The organism is Crossiella sp. NPDC003009 (genome assembly GCF_053591555.1).
Genome location: NZ_JBSFUA010000024.1, coordinates 84688 through 100202, shown reverse-complemented (window position 1 = coordinate 100202; position 15515 = coordinate 84688). Strand labels below are relative to the sequence as shown.

The window sequence follows — 15515 nt, the reverse complement described above, 5'->3', positions numbered from 1 at the left end:
AGTTACCACCGTGACGATGCCGTTGTACGCCTCCGCCGAGCAGGTGATGCGGGACCGGTCGGAGCTGGCCCGCAAGGGCATCGCCCGTGGCCGCAGCGTGGTCGTGCTGACCTACACCGATGGTGTGCTGTTCGTGGCGGAGAACCCCTCGACCACCCTGCACAAGGTCTCCGAGATCTACGACCGGATCGGCTTCGCCGCGGTCGGCCGCTACAGCGAGTTCGAGGCGCTGCGCACGCTGGGCATCCGCTACGCCGACGTGCGCGGCTACGCCTACGACCGCAGGGACGTCACCGCGCGGGCGCTGGCCAACACCTACGCCTCCCAGCTGGGCACCATCTTCACCGAGCAGCTCAAGCCGTTCGAGGTGGAGATCTGCGTGGCCGAGGTCGGCGAGACCGCCGAGTCCGACCAGCTCTACCGGCTCACCTACGACGGCTCGATCAGCGATGAGCCGAACTACATGGTGATGGGCGGCCAGGCCGAGGCGATCAACACCGTGATGAAGGACGCCTTCCGCGAGGGCATGGAGCTGGCCGAGGCCGTGCCGATCGCGGTCAAGGCGCTCACCGCCACCGCGGCCGCGCCCGCGCGCGCCGGTTCGGCCGCCGCGGCCGCTGACAAGCCGAGGGTGCTGGGCGTCAAGCAGCTGGAGGTCGCGGTGCTGGAGCGGACCCGTCCGCGCCGCAAGTTCCGCCGGATCACCGGTGCCGCGCTGGAAGCCCTGCTGCCCGCGGCGGAGGAGCCTGCGGCCGAGGCGCCGAAGGACGAGAAACCAGCCGAGGGCAACGGCGAGGAAACCAAGTAGCTGTGTGAGCGCCCCGATGGCCAGGGTCGATCTCGCCGCGATCAGCGCGCTGCTGGACGACTTTGGGCTCTCGGGCGCTTCCCGGCCACGGCTGGTCCGCTCGCACACCAACGACGTCTACCTGGTCGGCCACCAGTCCCGCCGCTACGTGGTCAAGGTGTACGGCATCCGCTGGCGCACCGGCCCCCAGGTCGCCTGGGAGGCCGCGCTGCTGGCCCACCTCGCTGACCGGGGTGCCGCCGTGTCCCGCCCGGTGCCGAGGCGGGACGGCGCGCCCTGCGGCGTGCTCACCACCCCGGCGGGACCGCGGTGCGTGCTGGTCACCGAGTACGTGCCGGGTGAGCAGCCGCGCCGCCCGTTCACCTCCACCAACTACCGCGAGTTCGGCCGCGCCCTGGCCTGGCTGCACGAGGCCACCACCGGCTTCGAGGTCACCGAGGGCGCGCGTCCGTACGACCTGCGCCGCACCTTGGAGGAGCCGGTCGCGCTGATCCGCGGCCACCGCCCCCAGCGTGCGGACAAGACCCTGCTCACCCAGGTCTCCGCCGCCTGCCGCGCCCGCCTCTCGGAGCTGGCGGGCCAGGATCTGGACTTCGGCATCTGCCACGGCGACGTCAGCATCGACAACGTGGTGGTCGACGAGCAGGGCCGCTTCGCCTTCTACGACTTCGACCTGGCCGGCCCCGGCTGGCGCGCCTGGGACCACGTCCGCCTGTACCGCTTCGACCGCTCCAGCCGCGCCGACCTGTGGGAGTACTTCCAGCAGGGCTACGACGAGGTCCGCCACCTCACCCCCGCCGACCTGGCCGCCCTGCCCTACCTCGACCTGGTCGAACAACTCTGGACCACCGCCATCGAGCTGACCCTGCGCGTCCTGCCCACCGGCCCCCGCGCAACAGCCGCCTACCTGGACGAACGCCTCACCCAGCTCCGGCGGTCGTGGGACACCCTGCGCTGAGGTGCGTGCACACGCAAGTTGTCTGGCCTGCTGTTTCACCCCATGAGGGCATGTGGTGCCAGGGCGTCACGGGCGATGCTGAATGCGAACGCTCACATCGAGGGAGTCAGGATGCGCGCTAGCGTCGGGGATCGGATCACGGTGCACGGCCGGGTTGTGGGGAACAGCAACCGGGTGGTTGAGGTCGTTGAGGTGCTGGGTGGGGATGGGGCGCCGCCGTATCGGGTGCGGGGGGTGGACGGGCATGAGTCGATCATGACGCCGGGGCCGGACTGCATAGTGCGGCCGAGAACCGAGGACTGAGCCGGTCACTGCTCCGTGCGGCGCAGTCTGACGAACCTGGACTCGGTAGCCAGTGGCAGGCTGGCGGGGAAAAGCTCGCCGAGCACTGTGGTCAGGTCGGGCACCCCGCCTGTTCGTTCATTGATGTACTTCACCCGCTCGCGTAGTTCGTCCAGCAGCGGACTGTCTTTGAGACGGGGTGTGCGCCAGCCGAACAAGAGCACGGCTGATGCCACCGCGCTCGTGGCATACCACGAGGGGTCGCGAAGTGCGGAAAAGTCGACCAGCAGTTCGGGGTGGTCGATGACCATGGCCGCGAACACATGCGGTGCGAGTTCGATCGTGGGGTGGGAGTCCAGGATCCATCGGACGGTGAGCTGCAGCGTTCGATACGGCATGAGACGCTGAATATCGAGCAGCAAGTGACCGAGCATGTCGCTTACTTTGCGGCCTGGCAGTGATCGCCCGGCCGGGATGTTGGGGAGGACAAGTTGCACATCCCCAGTCGAGTGTAGTGAGCCGAGCAGGCTGCTGAGCAGGACTTGCTCCCACGGGTCTTCACTACTGCCGTAATTGATGTTGTCGACCACGGCGGTGCCGAACCGCACCACTGCTTCGCGGTGCCGATCGCCGGTCAGCCGGGCATGGGTGACCTCGGTGAGCTGACCGGACAGCTCACCAGCCCAGGGATCGGTGTACGAGAGGCCTTTTTCGGTCAGCCTCAGAGCTTCGATCGCAGCCTGCCAGGCGGGCTGGTCCAATCCCGCCCGCCATACGTCCACTGTGGACTGCCAGTTGGGCGGTGCCGGAGTGGCTTCTGGCTCGAATAGAACCCGGAGCAGCACCAGGTTGGCGGAGTAGGCGGCCAGTTCGCGGAGGTGGTCCAACGGCTGAGGGCGGTAGTCGGCGAATCGGGTCGAGCCCTGTCGCTGGCGGTAGCCGGTGAACGCCTTGTCCAGCAGGCGGACGATGCGGGAGCGGTCCTCGGCGGGGCGTTCGTCGGCCAGTTCGCGGATGAAGGCGATCGTCGACCGGTTCACGGCCAGGGGCTGATGGGAGAGCAGGGCGAACAGTGGGTCGTCGGACAGGCCGTAGCGGCCGCTGGTGCTGACCAGCTCGTCCAGCTCGATGAGGACCTGGCTGGCGACCAAGTACTCGCCGAAGGTGGCGTGCAGGAACTCGTAGTGGCGTTCGTCCGGTTGGTGGGTTCTGGCCTCGGGGGAGTGGATGAAGAAGAACTCGGCGATGGTTCGGCGGCCCAGTTCGGTGCGGCCTGCTGTTTCGGACAGGGCGGCGAGGTCTGCGCCCAGCTCGGTGTCGGTGATGTCCTGGCGGCCCCGGTTGAACATGCCGAGGGCGGCGATCGACAGGCGCCACAGCTGGTCGCGGATGGCTTCGTGGAACTGTTCGGTGCCCGGCGGGATGTCCTTTTTGGACACTTCGCGGCGGACGAAGCTGTGCAGCAGCTCGCGGTACAGGGCGGCGCGGGAGAGGTCGGCGTCCAGGCCGAGGGAGTCGGGGTCGGCGGCGTAGAGGGCGAACATGAGCAGCAGCAGGGGCTGGCCGGTGAGGTCCAGGTGGCGCAACGCGTCCTCGGCGCTGAGGCCGCCAGTGGGGTTGGCCTGGTGCCAGACGTGCAGCCAGGCCCGCACCTGGGACTCGTCGAAGTCCTCCAGCTTGATCACCGGGGTGCCGGTGGGGATGCGCACCCGGTCGGCCACGGTGGTGCGGGAGGTGACCATGGTGACCACCGGGTGTTCCTGGTCGGCCTCGCGGCGCTGGAAGTCGGCCACCTCCTGGAGGTAGCCGGAGCGCGGGGTGGCCGAGGCTTGCAGGAGCTCGTCCAGGCCGTCGAACAGGACCACCCGCACGGTGTCCCGGCTCTGCCTGGCCAGGTCGGCCCAGTCGACGCGGCCGTGCGTGCCCTGGTTGAGGGCCTGCTGGATCTGTTCGTAGACCGGGGCTTCGGCGTCGACCCGGCGCAGCGGCACCCGGACGACGGTGTAGCTGGTCGCGGGCAGCCGGGCGGCGAGGACCTTGGTCAGGGTGGACTTGCCCGCGCCGGGGTGGCCGAGCACCAGCAGCGGGACGGCGGTGCTTTCCGGGCTGGTCAGGTGCGCGGTCAGGCGCAGGTCGAGGTCACTGTGCACCGCCAGCGTTGACCACGGGATCTCCTGTGACTGGTGCTGGGTGGCGATCCGGTAGCGCGGGGTGACGTAGATGTCTTCGATGGCGGGGAAGACGATGTCCTCGGCCCAGCCCCAGTGGTGCGTCGAATCGACCGGGACCACCAGGTCGCGCAGCGCGCCGCGGTTGGCTCGGTGCACGGCCTGGCACAGGTCGGTCGGCTGTTGGGCGCCGGCGGTAAGGGTGAGCAGGGTTTCCAGGCGCTGCAAGGCGATGCCGTGGTGGTCGAGTGCGGCGAGCAGGTCGCGGCGGGTGCCGGTGACCTCGTCGCGGATGGCCGCGTACTCGCCGAAGGAGGCCCAGACCAGGAACTCGGGCACGTCGGCGGCCAGCCGGAGGTAGTGGCCTCGGTAGCGTTCCAGCGCGCGCTCGGGGAGTCCGCCCAGGGGGATGTCCAATGCGCGCCACAGGGCCAGCCGGGACAGCAGGTCATAGGTGCGCGAGGCGATATGGGTGAGCCAGCTGGCCACCGCGGCGCAGTTCTCCTCGAAGCCGCCTGCCGTGCCGGGAGCGCGCACCGGGGCCTGGCAGAGGAGGTTGACCAGTTTCTCGCCGTCTTCGCGGAGCCTGCCGGTGACGAGCAGTTCCTCCTCGAATCGGCTGACCTTGAGGGCCTGGTAGTTCTTCTCGCCGATCTGCTCGCGCAGTGTCTCGAAAAAGGCGGCCGCGACCAGGGTGGTGTGTGCGGCGGCGATCAGCTGGTGGCGTTCGTAGCCGCCGGTGCGGGAGTCCGCTGCCGAGTCCAGCGTCCGCTGGAGCTGGTTCATCGCCTCGTTCTTCTGGTCCACCCAGCCCCACAGCGCGGCCAGTGCGGTGATCGGGTCGATCAGTCCGGCCACCGGAGCAGTGAGGATGATGCCGCCGAGGGCCTTGTCCAGCTTTTCCAGCCAGGGGCGGTTGTGCTTGCCGAGGATGCGCAGGGCGCCGCGGTAGGTCAGGGCTGGGTCGCTGGCCATTGGTCCACATTACGGACGGTGAAGTGCCGCTGGCACAGGGGATGGGTGAACTTGTAGCCGCCGCCGATCTCGTTGAGCAGGCAAGTTCTGTGCGCGTGGTGCAGGAAGTCCAGGAACCGCAACGGGATCGCGCCCTCGCGCGACAGCAGCAGGCGCAGGGTCCAGTGGCGGAGCCAGGCGCCGCCGCCCAGGCGGAGGGCGACGACCACGCCGAGCGGGATGCCCAGCAGCAGGCCGTAGGCCAGGCCGCCGAGCAGGACGCCGAGGACACCGGCAAGCAGGGCGGTGCGGGCGGTGTCGCGCATGCCGATGCCGGGCTGGGCGGGGCGGATGGTGGCTTGTTGCTCCAGGCCGGTCAGCACGCCGACGGCCAGGCCCGCGGTGAGGCCGAGGACCGCGCCGCCGGCGGCGGAGCCGAGCAGGAGTCCGACCAGGGTTCCGGCGAGGGCGCACGGTGCGGCGTGGCGGATGGTGCGGCGCCAGGCCGGGGCGGACTGGCGGGGCGGGGCCAGCGGTTCGATGCGGGTGCCGAGGACCTGCCAGCCCATCAGTGGTCCAGTGGCCAGACCACCAACCAACGTAGCCACCAGGCCGCGGGTGCGCGGGTCGTCGGTGTCACCGGAGATCAGCTCCAGGGCCCAGCCGCCGGTGAGGCCGAACCACAGCGCGGCGACCAGGCCGACCAGCAGGGCCAGGCCGGGGCTGACCAGCCAGCGGTGCCAGCGGCGGGTGAGCAGGTCGGGCTGCATGCGGTCGGGCTGGAAGACGGTCTGGTTGCGGGCGGTCATGGTGGTGGCCAGCCAGCACAGGACGCGGGCGGTCTGCGGCTCGCTGAACCGGGCCGGGTGCGGGCGGGCGCCGTCGTGCAGGCGGCGGGCCACGTAGTCGGCGAGCACCTCCGCCCGCCACCGCTCGACCTCGACCCCAGTGGGCACGGCCGCCGCGCTCGGCCGCGGTAGGCCACGCTGGCCACGGCCAGGAACAGCGGGGTGGTGACCAGTTCGGCCAGTCCCGGGTCGGCGGCCAGGGCCGTGTAGGCCAGGGTGACGGCCAGGGTGGGTAGTTCCAGGCCGCGGGCGGCCGCGGACAGGGCCGAGGCCGAGTAGCCGCCTTTGCGGGACAGGGTGCGGTAGCTGCGGCCGCCCGCTTTTTCGCGCAGGGCGCGCAGGTCGTGGGCGAAGGCGGGGAGTGGGCCGTCGGTGGGGTTGACGGGGTGTTCCGGGCGCCCCACGAAGCCTCCTCGCGTGTGTGCCGGGGCGGCCGATTGTGCTGGAGTCCGGTGTCGCTGTCAGCGGGGTGCACCGGGGGCTGCCCGGAAGATCGCCCGGAGGGTCAGCGGAGCAGGTCCAGGGTGAGGGTGGCGGCAGAGAGGGCCAGGAAGGCCAGCGGGGCGGCGATGTTGTGGTAGACGCGGGCGCGGAGGTGGATCGCGTTGGCGCACAGGAAGAACAGGGTCAGGCCGAGGGCCGCGGCCAGGCCGATGGCGGGGTAGCCGAGCAGGCCGAGGAGCAGGCCGGCGGCGCCTGCGGCTTTGAGTGCGCCCAGAGGCACCACCCAGGACGCCGGGAGGTTGAGCTCGGCGGAGTTGGCCAGGACGAACTTGGCCTTGGTGAAGTCGGCGAGGGCGGCGGCGGTGTTGAGCGCGATGGTGGTGAGGGTGACGAGCAGGTAGGCGACGAACATGGGGTCAGCCTTGGGGGTGGCTGGGGTGTGCGTCCAATACCTGCGTCTATAACCTTGTGGAATGGATGTGGACACGCGGTTGCTGCGGTACTTCGCTGCCGTGGCCGAGCTGGGCAGTCTCAGCCGGGCGGCGGAGCGGTTGTTCGTGTCCCAGCCCGCGCTGACCAAGCAGGTCCGGCGGCTGGAGGAGCAGCTCGGGTCGCCGCTGTTCGTCCGCTCGCGCAACGGGATGGCGCTCACCGAGGCCGGGCGGGCGCTGGCGGCGCGGGTGCCCTCGGTGCTGGCCGGGTGGGACGAGGTGGTGCGGGAGACCAGGGTCGCGGCGGGGCGGGCGGCCAAGGTGTTGCGGGTGGGGTTCATCGCCAGTGCGGCCAACGAGGCCACCCAGGAGATCATCGCCGAGTTCGGCAGGCGCAGGCCCGGCTGGCGGGTGGACATGCGGCAGGCCGCCTGGTCCAACCCGACCGCCGGGCTGGCCGACGGGGAGGTCGATGTCGCGTTGTTGCGGCTGCCGGTGCCGGGGCAGGAGGCGTTGCGGGTGGCGGTGTTGTTCAGTGAGCCGCGCTGGATCGCGTTGGCCGCCGGGCATCCGCTGGCCGGGCGGGAGGTGATCGACTTCCGGGAGCTGCTGGACGAGCCGTTCGTGGCCGCGCCCGCGGAGACCGGTCGCTGGCGGGACTACTGGCTGGCGGCGGAGGAACGGCAGGGGCATCCGGTGCGCATCGGGGCGGTGACCGACCAGCCGGATGACTGGCTGACCGCGATCGCCAACGGCTACGGCATCGCGCTGGGGCCGGAGTCCAACGCCCGGTTCTACGCGCGGCCCGGGGTGGTCTACCGGCCGGTCAGCGGGGTGAGTCCCAGCGAGGTCGGGGTGGCGTGGACGCCTGCCGCCGACGGCGATCCGGTGGTGCGGGAGTTCATCCAGTGCTGCCTGGACTCGGTGCGGGGAACTCCGCCGAGACCGCCTCGGTGAGGATGCTCAGCGGCGAGGCGGCGGGGGTGTTCGGCGGGGGACTCGGGAACGGGGATCTGCGCCTCGGGCGTTGACCCTGACACCGTGTCAGCCGCTGTACTGCGCCCATGACGACTTACCTCGGCTCCGGCCCCTACTGCTACACCCATTGCCTGGCCATGATGTTCGGCGACCAGGCCCCGCCGACCGCGGTGATCGAGACGCTGACCGGCGCGCCGTTCGGGGTGCAGCTGGTGGCGGGTCGCACGCCGTACTTCGACCCGTACGGCTGGCATCCGGAGCTCGGCGTGGCCGATGCCGTGGCCGCGCTGGGCTGGCGCTGCGAACACCACAGCGGCGGCAGCGAACGGGAGGCGCTGGACCGGTTGCTGGCGGCAGGGAAACCGGTGCTGGCCGGGCCGGTGGACATGGGATTGCTGGCGTACCAGACCGGAGGCGGCGGCGACCACTACGTGCTGGTGCTCGCCGCGACCGAGGAGGAGGTGCTGTTGCACGATCCGCACGGGCACCCGTACGCGACGTTGCCCACCAAGGCGTTCCTGGCCGCGTGGCGGGCGGAGGCGGTGGAGTACGTGGACGTGCCGTTCGGCATGCGGACCGGCTTTGTCCGGGAGCGGGTGGTGGATCCCGTTGTGGCACTTCGGGAATCGCTGCCGCGTGCGGTGCGCTGGCTGAGCGGGCAGGCGGAGGTGACGGTGCCGCCGGGGTCGCTGGGCGGGGCGGCGGCGCTGCTGCGGCTGGCCGAGCTGGCGGGCCGCGGGCTGGAGCCGGAGGTGCGGGACTTGTTGGCGCACTTCGCGATCCGGCTCGGCGCGCGGCGGCTGGTGGATGCCGCGACGTGCCTGGACCTGCTGGGGATGACGCGTGCGGCGACGGCGGCCGTGGAGCTGGCGCGCGGGGTCGGCGGGCTCCAGCACGCGGTGGTGACTGGGGAGAATGCTGTTCTGGCACAACGGCTCGGCGCGCTGGCACCGAAGTACGAGCGGTGGCTGGAGGCGCTGACCGAACCGGGCGCAGCCGGGGCCACGGCTGCGCCCGGTCGCGGCTGACCCCGGTCCGGTGCCGGGATCAGCCGGGCTGGGCAGCGGTTACCTCGGTCCCCACAGCACGTCCCGCATGACCGGCAGCTCGCGCCGCAGGCCCTGCTCACCCGCGCACACGATGTTGTGCGCGCAGTTGTACTCGACCATCCAGCTGTTGTTGATGCCGTTGGCCAGCAGGTGCTGGTGGAACTCGTAGGTCAGCCGGTGCGCCTGCGCCTCCAGCTGGTCGTGGTGCTGGGTGCCGCCGTAGATCACGGTGTGGATGTCGCGCAGCGCGTTCACCCGGTGCCACGGGTTGTTGAAGCCCCAGGAACCGTCGAACGGTCCGCCGAACGGGCCGTCCGCGGGCAGGCCTTCCAGCGGCAGGGAGCCGGTGACCGCGGCGCGCATCCGCGGGTCCTCCAGGTTGTAGCCGCCGGAGAGGCCGACCACCATGCGGAACAGCCACGGCCGGTGCACGGCGTGCCGGATCGCGGTGAACGCGCCCATGGAGAAGCCCGCGATGGCACGGCCTTCCCGCTCACGGATGGTGCGCAGGTTGCGGTCGATGAACGGGATCAGCTGGTCCAGGTGGAAGGTGTCCCACTGCTGGACGCCCGCAGACTGGTTGACCCAGTTGGTGGCCCACCCGGCCCGGCCGGCCTCCGCGGTGACCACGATGAACGGGAACCCGGCGGTGATCTGCTCGATGTTGGCTTCCAGGTGCCAGTTGCCCGGACCCTGGCCGCGGCCGTGGTACAGGTAGAGCACCGGGTAGGCCAGGTTCGGGTTGTGGCCCTCGGGCAGGGTGACGATCAGGTCGTGCGACTGCCGGTAGTGCGTGGTGTTCTTGTCCACCGCGCCGGTGTTGATGCTCACCACGGAGGAGCGGGGCGTGGTGTGGTTGACGTTGAGCACGTCGATGCCGTCGCCGGAGGTGAACCCCGGCCGCCAGGCGGGCGCCGCCTGCGCCGGAGCGCCGACGAGGGTCGCGGCCAGCGCCGCGACGACTAGCAGGATCGTTTTTCGCATGTTTCGACTTCCCCTCGATGACCCGCACCACCCCGTGCGGCGTCAGGCCGTCAGCACAGCAGCCCGGCCGCCGGAAAACATCGGTATGTGTGCTGATCAGTCACGCGGTTTGAAGCCGAGGGCGACCTCGACGCGGGTGGCGTAGCCGAGCTTGGCCAGCACGCGGGAGACGTGCGAGTGCACGGTGCGCACCGAGATGACCAGGCGGTCGGCGACCTCGCGGTTGCTGCGGCCCTCGGCGAGCAGGGCGGCCACCCGGTACTCGGCGTCGGTGAGGGCCTCCCAGCCGTGCTTGGGCCTGCGCCGGGGGCCGGTGGCGCCGCGGCGGACGCCGTGCGCGCGCAGTGCGGCGGTGGCCCGGTTGATGTCGCCGGTGGCCGCCAGGCCGGTGTAGTGGGTGATCGCCTCCTGGTAGGCGGCGCGGGCGGCCTCCGGCTCGCCGGAGGCGGCCAGCACCCTGGCCGCGTCCTCACCGGCGCGGGCGGCGGCGATGGCGGAACCGCCGTCGGCCAGCTCCTTGGCCGCGGCCAGCAGCAGGTCCACATCGCCGTCGACCATGCCCTGGCAGTACAGCAGCACGCCGCGCTGGCCGACCGAGTCGTCGCTGGTCCAGCGCTGCATGGTGGCCACGATCCGGGCGGCCAGCTCCTTGTCGCCGGCGTTGACCGCGATCCGCACCACCCGCGCGCCGACGCCGGTGACCGCGTGCCCGTGGTGCACGCCCACACCGCCCTCGGCCAGCGTGCGGACCAGCTGGAGCGCCAGCTCGGAGTCGCCTTCCAGGTCGGCGAGCATGGCGCGGGCGGTGACCGAGTTGTGCTCGTAGAACACCGCCACGCCCCGGCACTCGGCCTGTTCGCAGCGCCGGACCTGCTCGCGGGCCTCGGGCAGGTCGCCGCGGTGCATCCGGATGATCGCGGCCAGGCCGTGCAGCGGGCGGGCCATCCCGTAGGCCTCATCCGGCATGGTCAGCGCCGCCTCGATCTCGGCCAGGGCCTCGTCCCAGCGGCCCTGGTTGAAGGCGGCCAGCGCCCACGCGGTGCGGTGCCAGGCCAGGTAGCCCGCGCCGAGCGTGGCGGCCACCGGCCGGGCCGCGGCCAGGGTGGCCAGCGCCGATGGGTCCTGCCGCAGGTCCTCCACGGTGCCGCGGACCAGGCGGCCGAGCAGCCACTGCGCCGGGTCGGCCACCTCGATGTCCAGCGAGGCCTCGGCCTGCTCCAGGATCTCCAGCGCCCCGGCCAGGTCGCGGGTGAGCAGGCGGCCGATGGCCTGGAAGTTCAGCAGCGCCACCGCGACCACCGGGTCCTCGGCCGCGGTGGACTCGGCGTGCTGGAAGGCGGCCTCGGCCCCGGCCAGGTCCCCGGCGAGCAGGCAGGCGAAGGCCTCGATCGCGGCCAGCTGCCCGTCCCGGCGCTCCGGGCCGAGCGCGGCGAGCACCGCGGCCGGGTCCAGCTCGGCCAGCCCGACCCTGGCCAGGGTGGCCCGCAGCCGCTGCCGCAGCGGCAACGCGACCCTGGTGACCAGCCCGGCCGAGGCGACCCGGCGGGCCTCGGCCAGCTGACCCGACCACAGCAGCGCCTCGGCCAGCGCGGCGCGCAGCGGGTGCAGCTTGGCCGCGCCCGGCGGCAGCCAGGCGACCACCTCGCGCAGCAGCTCGACCACCGCCGGTGTGGGCCGGGCGGCCAGCTGGTCGGCGTGCCGGATGAGCCAGGACACCGTCCAGGTGGTCACCGGCAGCCCGGCCAGTGCCTCGGCGACCGCGACCGGCGCGCTGCCCCGCCTGGCCAGCGCCCGCGCCACCTGCCCGCGCAGCCCGGCCGAGGTGGTGGCCAGGTCGGCGCGCACCAGCGGCTGCCGCAGCCGCACCTGACCGGCCCGCTCGGTGACCAGGCCCAGCCCGCGCAGCCTGCCCAGCCCGGTGAGCACCTCGGCGGCGGTCAGCTCGGTGACCGCGGCCAGCTCGTCCACGGTGACCGGTTCGGGCAGCAGCGCGGCGTAGCGCAGCAGGGTGCCGTCCGGCCAGGCCAGCTCGGTGGCCCAGGCGGTGACCTGCTCGGCCCGGTCAGGCGCGGCCAGCCGGGACAGCAGCCAGGGGTTGCCGCCCGCGGCCTCGGCCAGCGGGTGGTCGCCCGCCATGGCGCGCACGGCGTCGGCGTCGAGGGGTTCGAGGTCGTGCACCAGGCCGATCCGGTCCAGCGCGGCGAACCGGGCCGGGGTGACGCCGCGGTGGCGACCGGTGAGGACCAGCGGCGCGCGGTCGGCCAGCTCGTGCAGCGCGAGCAGGGTGGCGTCGTCGGCGCGGTGCAGGTCGTCGAGCACCACCACGCCGGGCTCCGGCCAGTCCGGCAGGCCGCCGGAGAGCGTGGTGCGGCCGGTGGGCAGCACCGGGATCCGGCGCACCGGCAGCCCGTCCGCGCGCGCCGCCGCGACCCTGGCTTCCAGCAGCGTGCTCACGCCCATGCCGGGGTCGGCGCGCAGCAGGACCAGCCCGCCGCGGGTCTCGGCGAGCAGGCGCAGCGACTCGTCCCGACCGAAGATCCGCACAGCTGGGTCCCCCTCGCCGGGAAGCTTAGCGAGGCCCGTGCCGTAGGCCATGATGAGCGGCGATTCTTGAAAGGAGTTGGTCACCCTGTCCAGCAAGAGTGTCCTCCTGCGCCTGGTGGCGGTCGCCGTGCTCGCCGTCGGCCTCACCGCGGCCCCCGCGCAGGCCGCCCCGTCCGGGTCCATCGCCGCCGCCCGCGCGCTGCCGCTGGGCAGCACGGTGACCGTGGCCGGCACCGTGACCACCCCCTCCGGCGCGTTCGAGTCCAGCTTCTTCGACAAGGGTTTCGCCATCCAGGACCGGACCGCGGGCATCTACCTCAAGCTCAAGGCCGACCTCGACGTCCGTCCCGGCCGCCGGGTGCGGGCCACCGGGGTGCTGACCGACAGCTCCGGGCTGCTCACCGTGGTCCCGGCCGGTCCGGATGCGGTCACCGTGGGCGGTCCCGGCCTCCCGGTGCGGCCGGAGTGGCGGGCCACCGCGAAGGTCGACGAGTCCAGCGAGGGCCGTCTGGTGCGGGTGCTCGCCAAGGTCACCAAGCCGGTGCTCAACGACCCGCCCTACGGCGCGAAGCTGTTCGTGGACGACGGTTCCAGCGAGCTGACCGTGTTCGTGAACACGCAGACCGGGATCGACCTGGGCGGGTTCGCGCCGGGGCAGTGGGTGCTGGTCACCGGGTTCAGCGGGCAGTACGACGACCACTACGAGATCAACCCGCGGAGTCAGCGGGACCTGGTGGGTTTTCCTGCGTAGTGCCGGAATCCGCTAGGTAGCGCCGCTGATTGAACGCCTGACCCTGGCCCGGGATGGTCCTCCTCGCACAGTTCCTGTTGAGGAGGGCTCGCATGAGACATCCCTGCGTCTCGGGGCTCACACTGTTCGGCGTCGCACTGGCCGCGGTCCTGCCCGCGGCCGCGCTCGCCCCCGCCGCCACCGCCGCACCGGAAGGGGTGCGCGCCTACCTGGTGCTCACCGCGCCGGGTGGCACCGAGGATCGCCAAGGCGGTGGTGGCCAACGGCGGGCGGGTGCAGCACTCGTACCCGCCGATCGGCGTCGTGGTCGCGCACGCCGAGAGCACCGACTTCGTCGCGAAACTGCGTGCGGTCAGCGGCGTGCGGAAGGTCGGCCAGACCCGCGACTCGGACGTGCCCGCCAGTGGCGGCACGGCGCGGAAGTACCTCGAACCGCAACTGGGCGCGGCGATCAGCCGGCCGGCCGAAGCGGTCGAGTGGAACATGAAGCAGATGGGGGCGGACCAGGCCTGGGCGGCCAACCCGGGCAGCCGCACCGTCACCGTCGGCGTGCTGGACACCGGTGTCCAGGGCGGGCACGAGGAAGCCGAACGCCGCGGCCGCCCCGATCACCGCGCGCACCTCGGCCGCCACCCTGGCCAGCCGCTGCTCGATCGCCTCCCGGAAGTTCGCCGGAACCCGTTCCCCGGCCAGCTCCGCCCACGGCGCGTCACCCCGTTCGGCCGCGTCCCGCACCACCTCCTCGATGGCGAAGGGCACCCCGCCGGTCCGGCGCTGCAACGCTTCCCGCGCCTGCGCCGGCACCCGGCCGCAGCCCAGCATCGCGAGCGCCATGGCCGCGGTCTGCCGGTCGGTCAACGGTTCCAGCCGCACGGTGGTCCCCGGCCCGAGCGCGGCCCGCACCTCGGGATCGACCTCGCCAGGCCGGTAGGCCACCACCAGCGCCAGCCGCTCTGGCAGGTGCCCGGTGAGGAACCGCAGGAACTCCACGGTCTGCTCATCAGCCCAGTGCAGGTCGTCTAGCACCAGCACCGCCGGGCCTGCCCTGGCCTCGCCCTCCAGCCGCAGCACCACCGGCGGCGCGGCCACGGCCTGCCGCAGCGCGGCGACCTGCGGCCCACGGCCGACCAGTGGCACCGGATCAGCCACCGGGTGCCCTGGTGTAGTCGTCGGCCTCCGTGGCGGACCAGAGCAGCCGCAGGTGGCGCTCGTTGTCCTGGTGCAGCTTGGCTTCCACCGGTCCGTCACCGCAGTTGAGCAGGACCTGGTGCAGGCCGGGGGAGAGGGCACCGGTGACCTCGCCTGTGCAGTCCGAGGAGCCGCCGGTCAGGCCGATCTTGCCGTTGGCGGAGATGACCAGGGTGGTCTGCCCGCTCTCCACCGGCGGCTCCTCCAGCCAGTTCCCGGCCACCGGCGAGGCGGCGGCCACTGGCGGGGCGGCGGTCGTGCTCGACGACTTGGCCGCCAGAGTCGGCGCGGGCGCCAGGCCGCCGCGCTCCGGCAGCAGCGCCCACGCGCCCACCCCCAGCACCAGCGCGGCCCCCGCGGCCAGCAGCAGGGCGCGGGTGTACCGGGGTCCACCGGCCACGGCCAGCAGCCGGTCCCGCACCGTGGCCGCGGTCGGCCGCTGCGCGGGATCGGCCGCGAGCAGCGCGAGCAGCTCCGGGGCGAGCTTGCCTGCCCGCGCCGGCTTTGCCGGTGGCTGGTACGGCACGCCCTCCACCGCGGCGAACAGGGTGACGCCCAGGGCGAAGACGTCCGACTTGGCCGTGGCGACCGCGCCGCCGTCGACCTCGGGGGCGATGAAGCCGGGGGTGCCGCAGCTCCGGTGCGCGTCGTCCACAGTCAGCGCCTGCCAGGTCGCGATGCCCAGGTCGGCCAGCTTGACCGAGCCGTCCTCGGCGAGCAACACGTTGCCCGGTTTGATGTCCCGGTGCACCATGCCCTTGGTGTGCATGGCGGCCAGCGCGTCGGCGATCCGCGCGCCGATCCCGGCCACCTGCCGCGCGGGCAGCACCCCGCCGCCGTCGAGGACCTCGGCCAGGCTGCGGGCCGGAAAGTACTCCGAGACCAGCAGCTGGTCGTCGCCGTCGGTGAGCACGTCGTACACGGTGACGATGTTCGGGTGCCGCAGCCCGGCGCCGATCACCGCCTCCCGGAGTGCCTGGCCCGGGTCACCGACGGTGGTCAGCTTGATCGCCACCTCGCGGCGCAGCGAGGTGTCGGTGGCCAGCCAGACCTCACCCATGCCGCCCGCGCCGATCCGTTTCAGCAGCAGGTAACGACCGCCGAGCACTCGACCCTCGTCCACCGATC

Annotated in this window: 13 protein-coding genes; 6 read left to right on the top strand and 7 right to left on the bottom strand. The window is 72.4% G+C overall.

All coding sequences use genetic code 11. The features are described 5' to 3' along the window. Nucleotides 1-10: 10 nt before the first annotated feature. The 3 genes from prcA to ACWDY5_RS24145 are packed head-to-tail and all read left to right on the top strand — an operon-like array spanning nt 11 to nt 2069. On the top strand, nt 11-808 hold the full coding sequence (gene prcA, locus ACWDY5_RS24155) for a proteasome subunit alpha (protein ID WP_449724437.1): 798 nt from the start codon (nt 11-13) through the stop codon (nt 806-808). A 4-nt stretch (nt 809-812) separates the two neighbouring features. Beyond that, nucleotides 813-1766 carry a phosphotransferase enzyme family protein gene (locus tag ACWDY5_RS24150; protein WP_449724436.1) on the top strand — a complete coding sequence of 318 codons (954 nt, stop codon included), beginning with the start codon at nt 813-815 and terminating at the stop codon, nt 1764-1766. Nucleotides 1767-1808: 42 nt separating this feature from the next. Then, nucleotides 1809-2069, top strand: a complete 261-nt coding sequence (locus tag ACWDY5_RS24145) for a DUF1918 domain-containing protein (RefSeq protein WP_449724458.1) — start codon at nt 1809-1811, stop codon at nt 2067-2069. 5 nt (nt 2070-2074) lie between these two features. Here ACWDY5_RS24145 and ACWDY5_RS24140 read toward each other — a convergent pair whose 3' ends face one another. The 3 genes from ACWDY5_RS24140 to ACWDY5_RS24130 all read right to left on the bottom strand — a co-directional run bounded on the left by ACWDY5_RS24140 (nt 2075) and on the right by ACWDY5_RS24130 (nt 6874). Continuing rightward, nucleotides 2075-5191: an NACHT domain-containing protein gene (locus ACWDY5_RS24140; RefSeq protein ID WP_449724435.1), complete on the bottom strand. Its 3117-nt coding sequence runs from the start codon at nt 5189-5191 to the stop codon at nt 2075-2077. Then, the gene (locus ACWDY5_RS24135) at nt 5170-6126 is read right to left on the bottom strand and encodes a hypothetical protein (protein ID WP_449724434.1); all 957 of its coding nucleotides are present in this window, start codon (nt 6124-6126) and stop codon (nt 5170-5172) included. Before ACWDY5_RS24135 ends, ACWDY5_RS24140 begins: the two co-directional genes overlap by 22 nt. Nucleotides 6127-6523: 397 nt before the next feature. Next, on the bottom strand, nt 6524-6874 hold the full coding sequence (locus ACWDY5_RS24130; protein ID WP_449724433.1) for a DoxX family protein: 351 nt from the start codon (nt 6872-6874) through the stop codon (nt 6524-6526). 61 nt (nt 6875-6935) lie between these two features. Between ACWDY5_RS24130 and ACWDY5_RS24125 the strand changes: the two genes are divergently transcribed. Both ACWDY5_RS24125 and ACWDY5_RS24120 read left to right on the top strand, forming a co-directional pair. Beyond that, entirely contained in the window at nt 6936-7850 is a 915-nt protein-coding gene (locus ACWDY5_RS24125) for a LysR family transcriptional regulator (protein WP_449724432.1), read from the top strand. A gap of 107 nt (nt 7851-7957) precedes the next feature. Then, nucleotides 7958-8899: a hypothetical protein gene (locus ACWDY5_RS24120; protein WP_449724431.1), complete on the top strand. Its 942-nt coding sequence runs from the start codon at nt 7958-7960 to the stop codon at nt 8897-8899. Nucleotides 8900-8938: 39 nt separating this feature from the next. Here ACWDY5_RS24120 and ACWDY5_RS24115 read toward each other — a convergent pair whose 3' ends face one another. Further along, nucleotides 8939-9904 carry an alpha/beta hydrolase gene (locus tag ACWDY5_RS24115; RefSeq protein WP_449724430.1) on the bottom strand — a complete coding sequence of 322 codons (966 nt, stop codon included), beginning with the start codon at nt 9902-9904 and terminating at the stop codon, nt 8939-8941. 96 nt (nt 9905-10000) lie between these two features. Then, complete coding sequence (locus ACWDY5_RS24110) at nt 10001-12448, bottom strand: LuxR C-terminal-related transcriptional regulator (RefSeq protein WP_449724429.1); 2448 nt, start codon at nt 12446-12448, stop codon at nt 10001-10003. A 76-nt stretch (nt 12449-12524) separates the two neighbouring features. Between ACWDY5_RS24110 and ACWDY5_RS24105 the strand changes: the two genes are divergently transcribed. Beyond that, nucleotides 12525-13199 (top strand): hypothetical protein, encoded by a 675-nt coding sequence (locus ACWDY5_RS24105; RefSeq protein ID WP_449724428.1) that lies wholly within the window; start codon nt 12525-12527, stop codon nt 13197-13199. A gap of 216 nt (nt 13200-13415) precedes the next feature. Here the strand turns inward: ACWDY5_RS24105 and ACWDY5_RS24100 are convergent, their stop codons facing one another. Then, nucleotides 13416-14348, bottom strand: coding sequence for a hypothetical protein (locus tag ACWDY5_RS24100; protein ID WP_449724427.1), 933 nt, complete (start codon nt 14346-14348; stop codon nt 13416-13418). Further along, nucleotides 14341-15510, bottom strand: coding sequence for a serine/threonine-protein kinase (locus ACWDY5_RS24095; protein WP_449724426.1), 1170 nt, complete (start codon nt 15508-15510; stop codon nt 14341-14343). The genes ACWDY5_RS24100 and ACWDY5_RS24095 overlap by 8 nt, the downstream gene beginning before the upstream one ends. Nucleotides 15511-15515 lie beyond the last annotated feature (5 nt).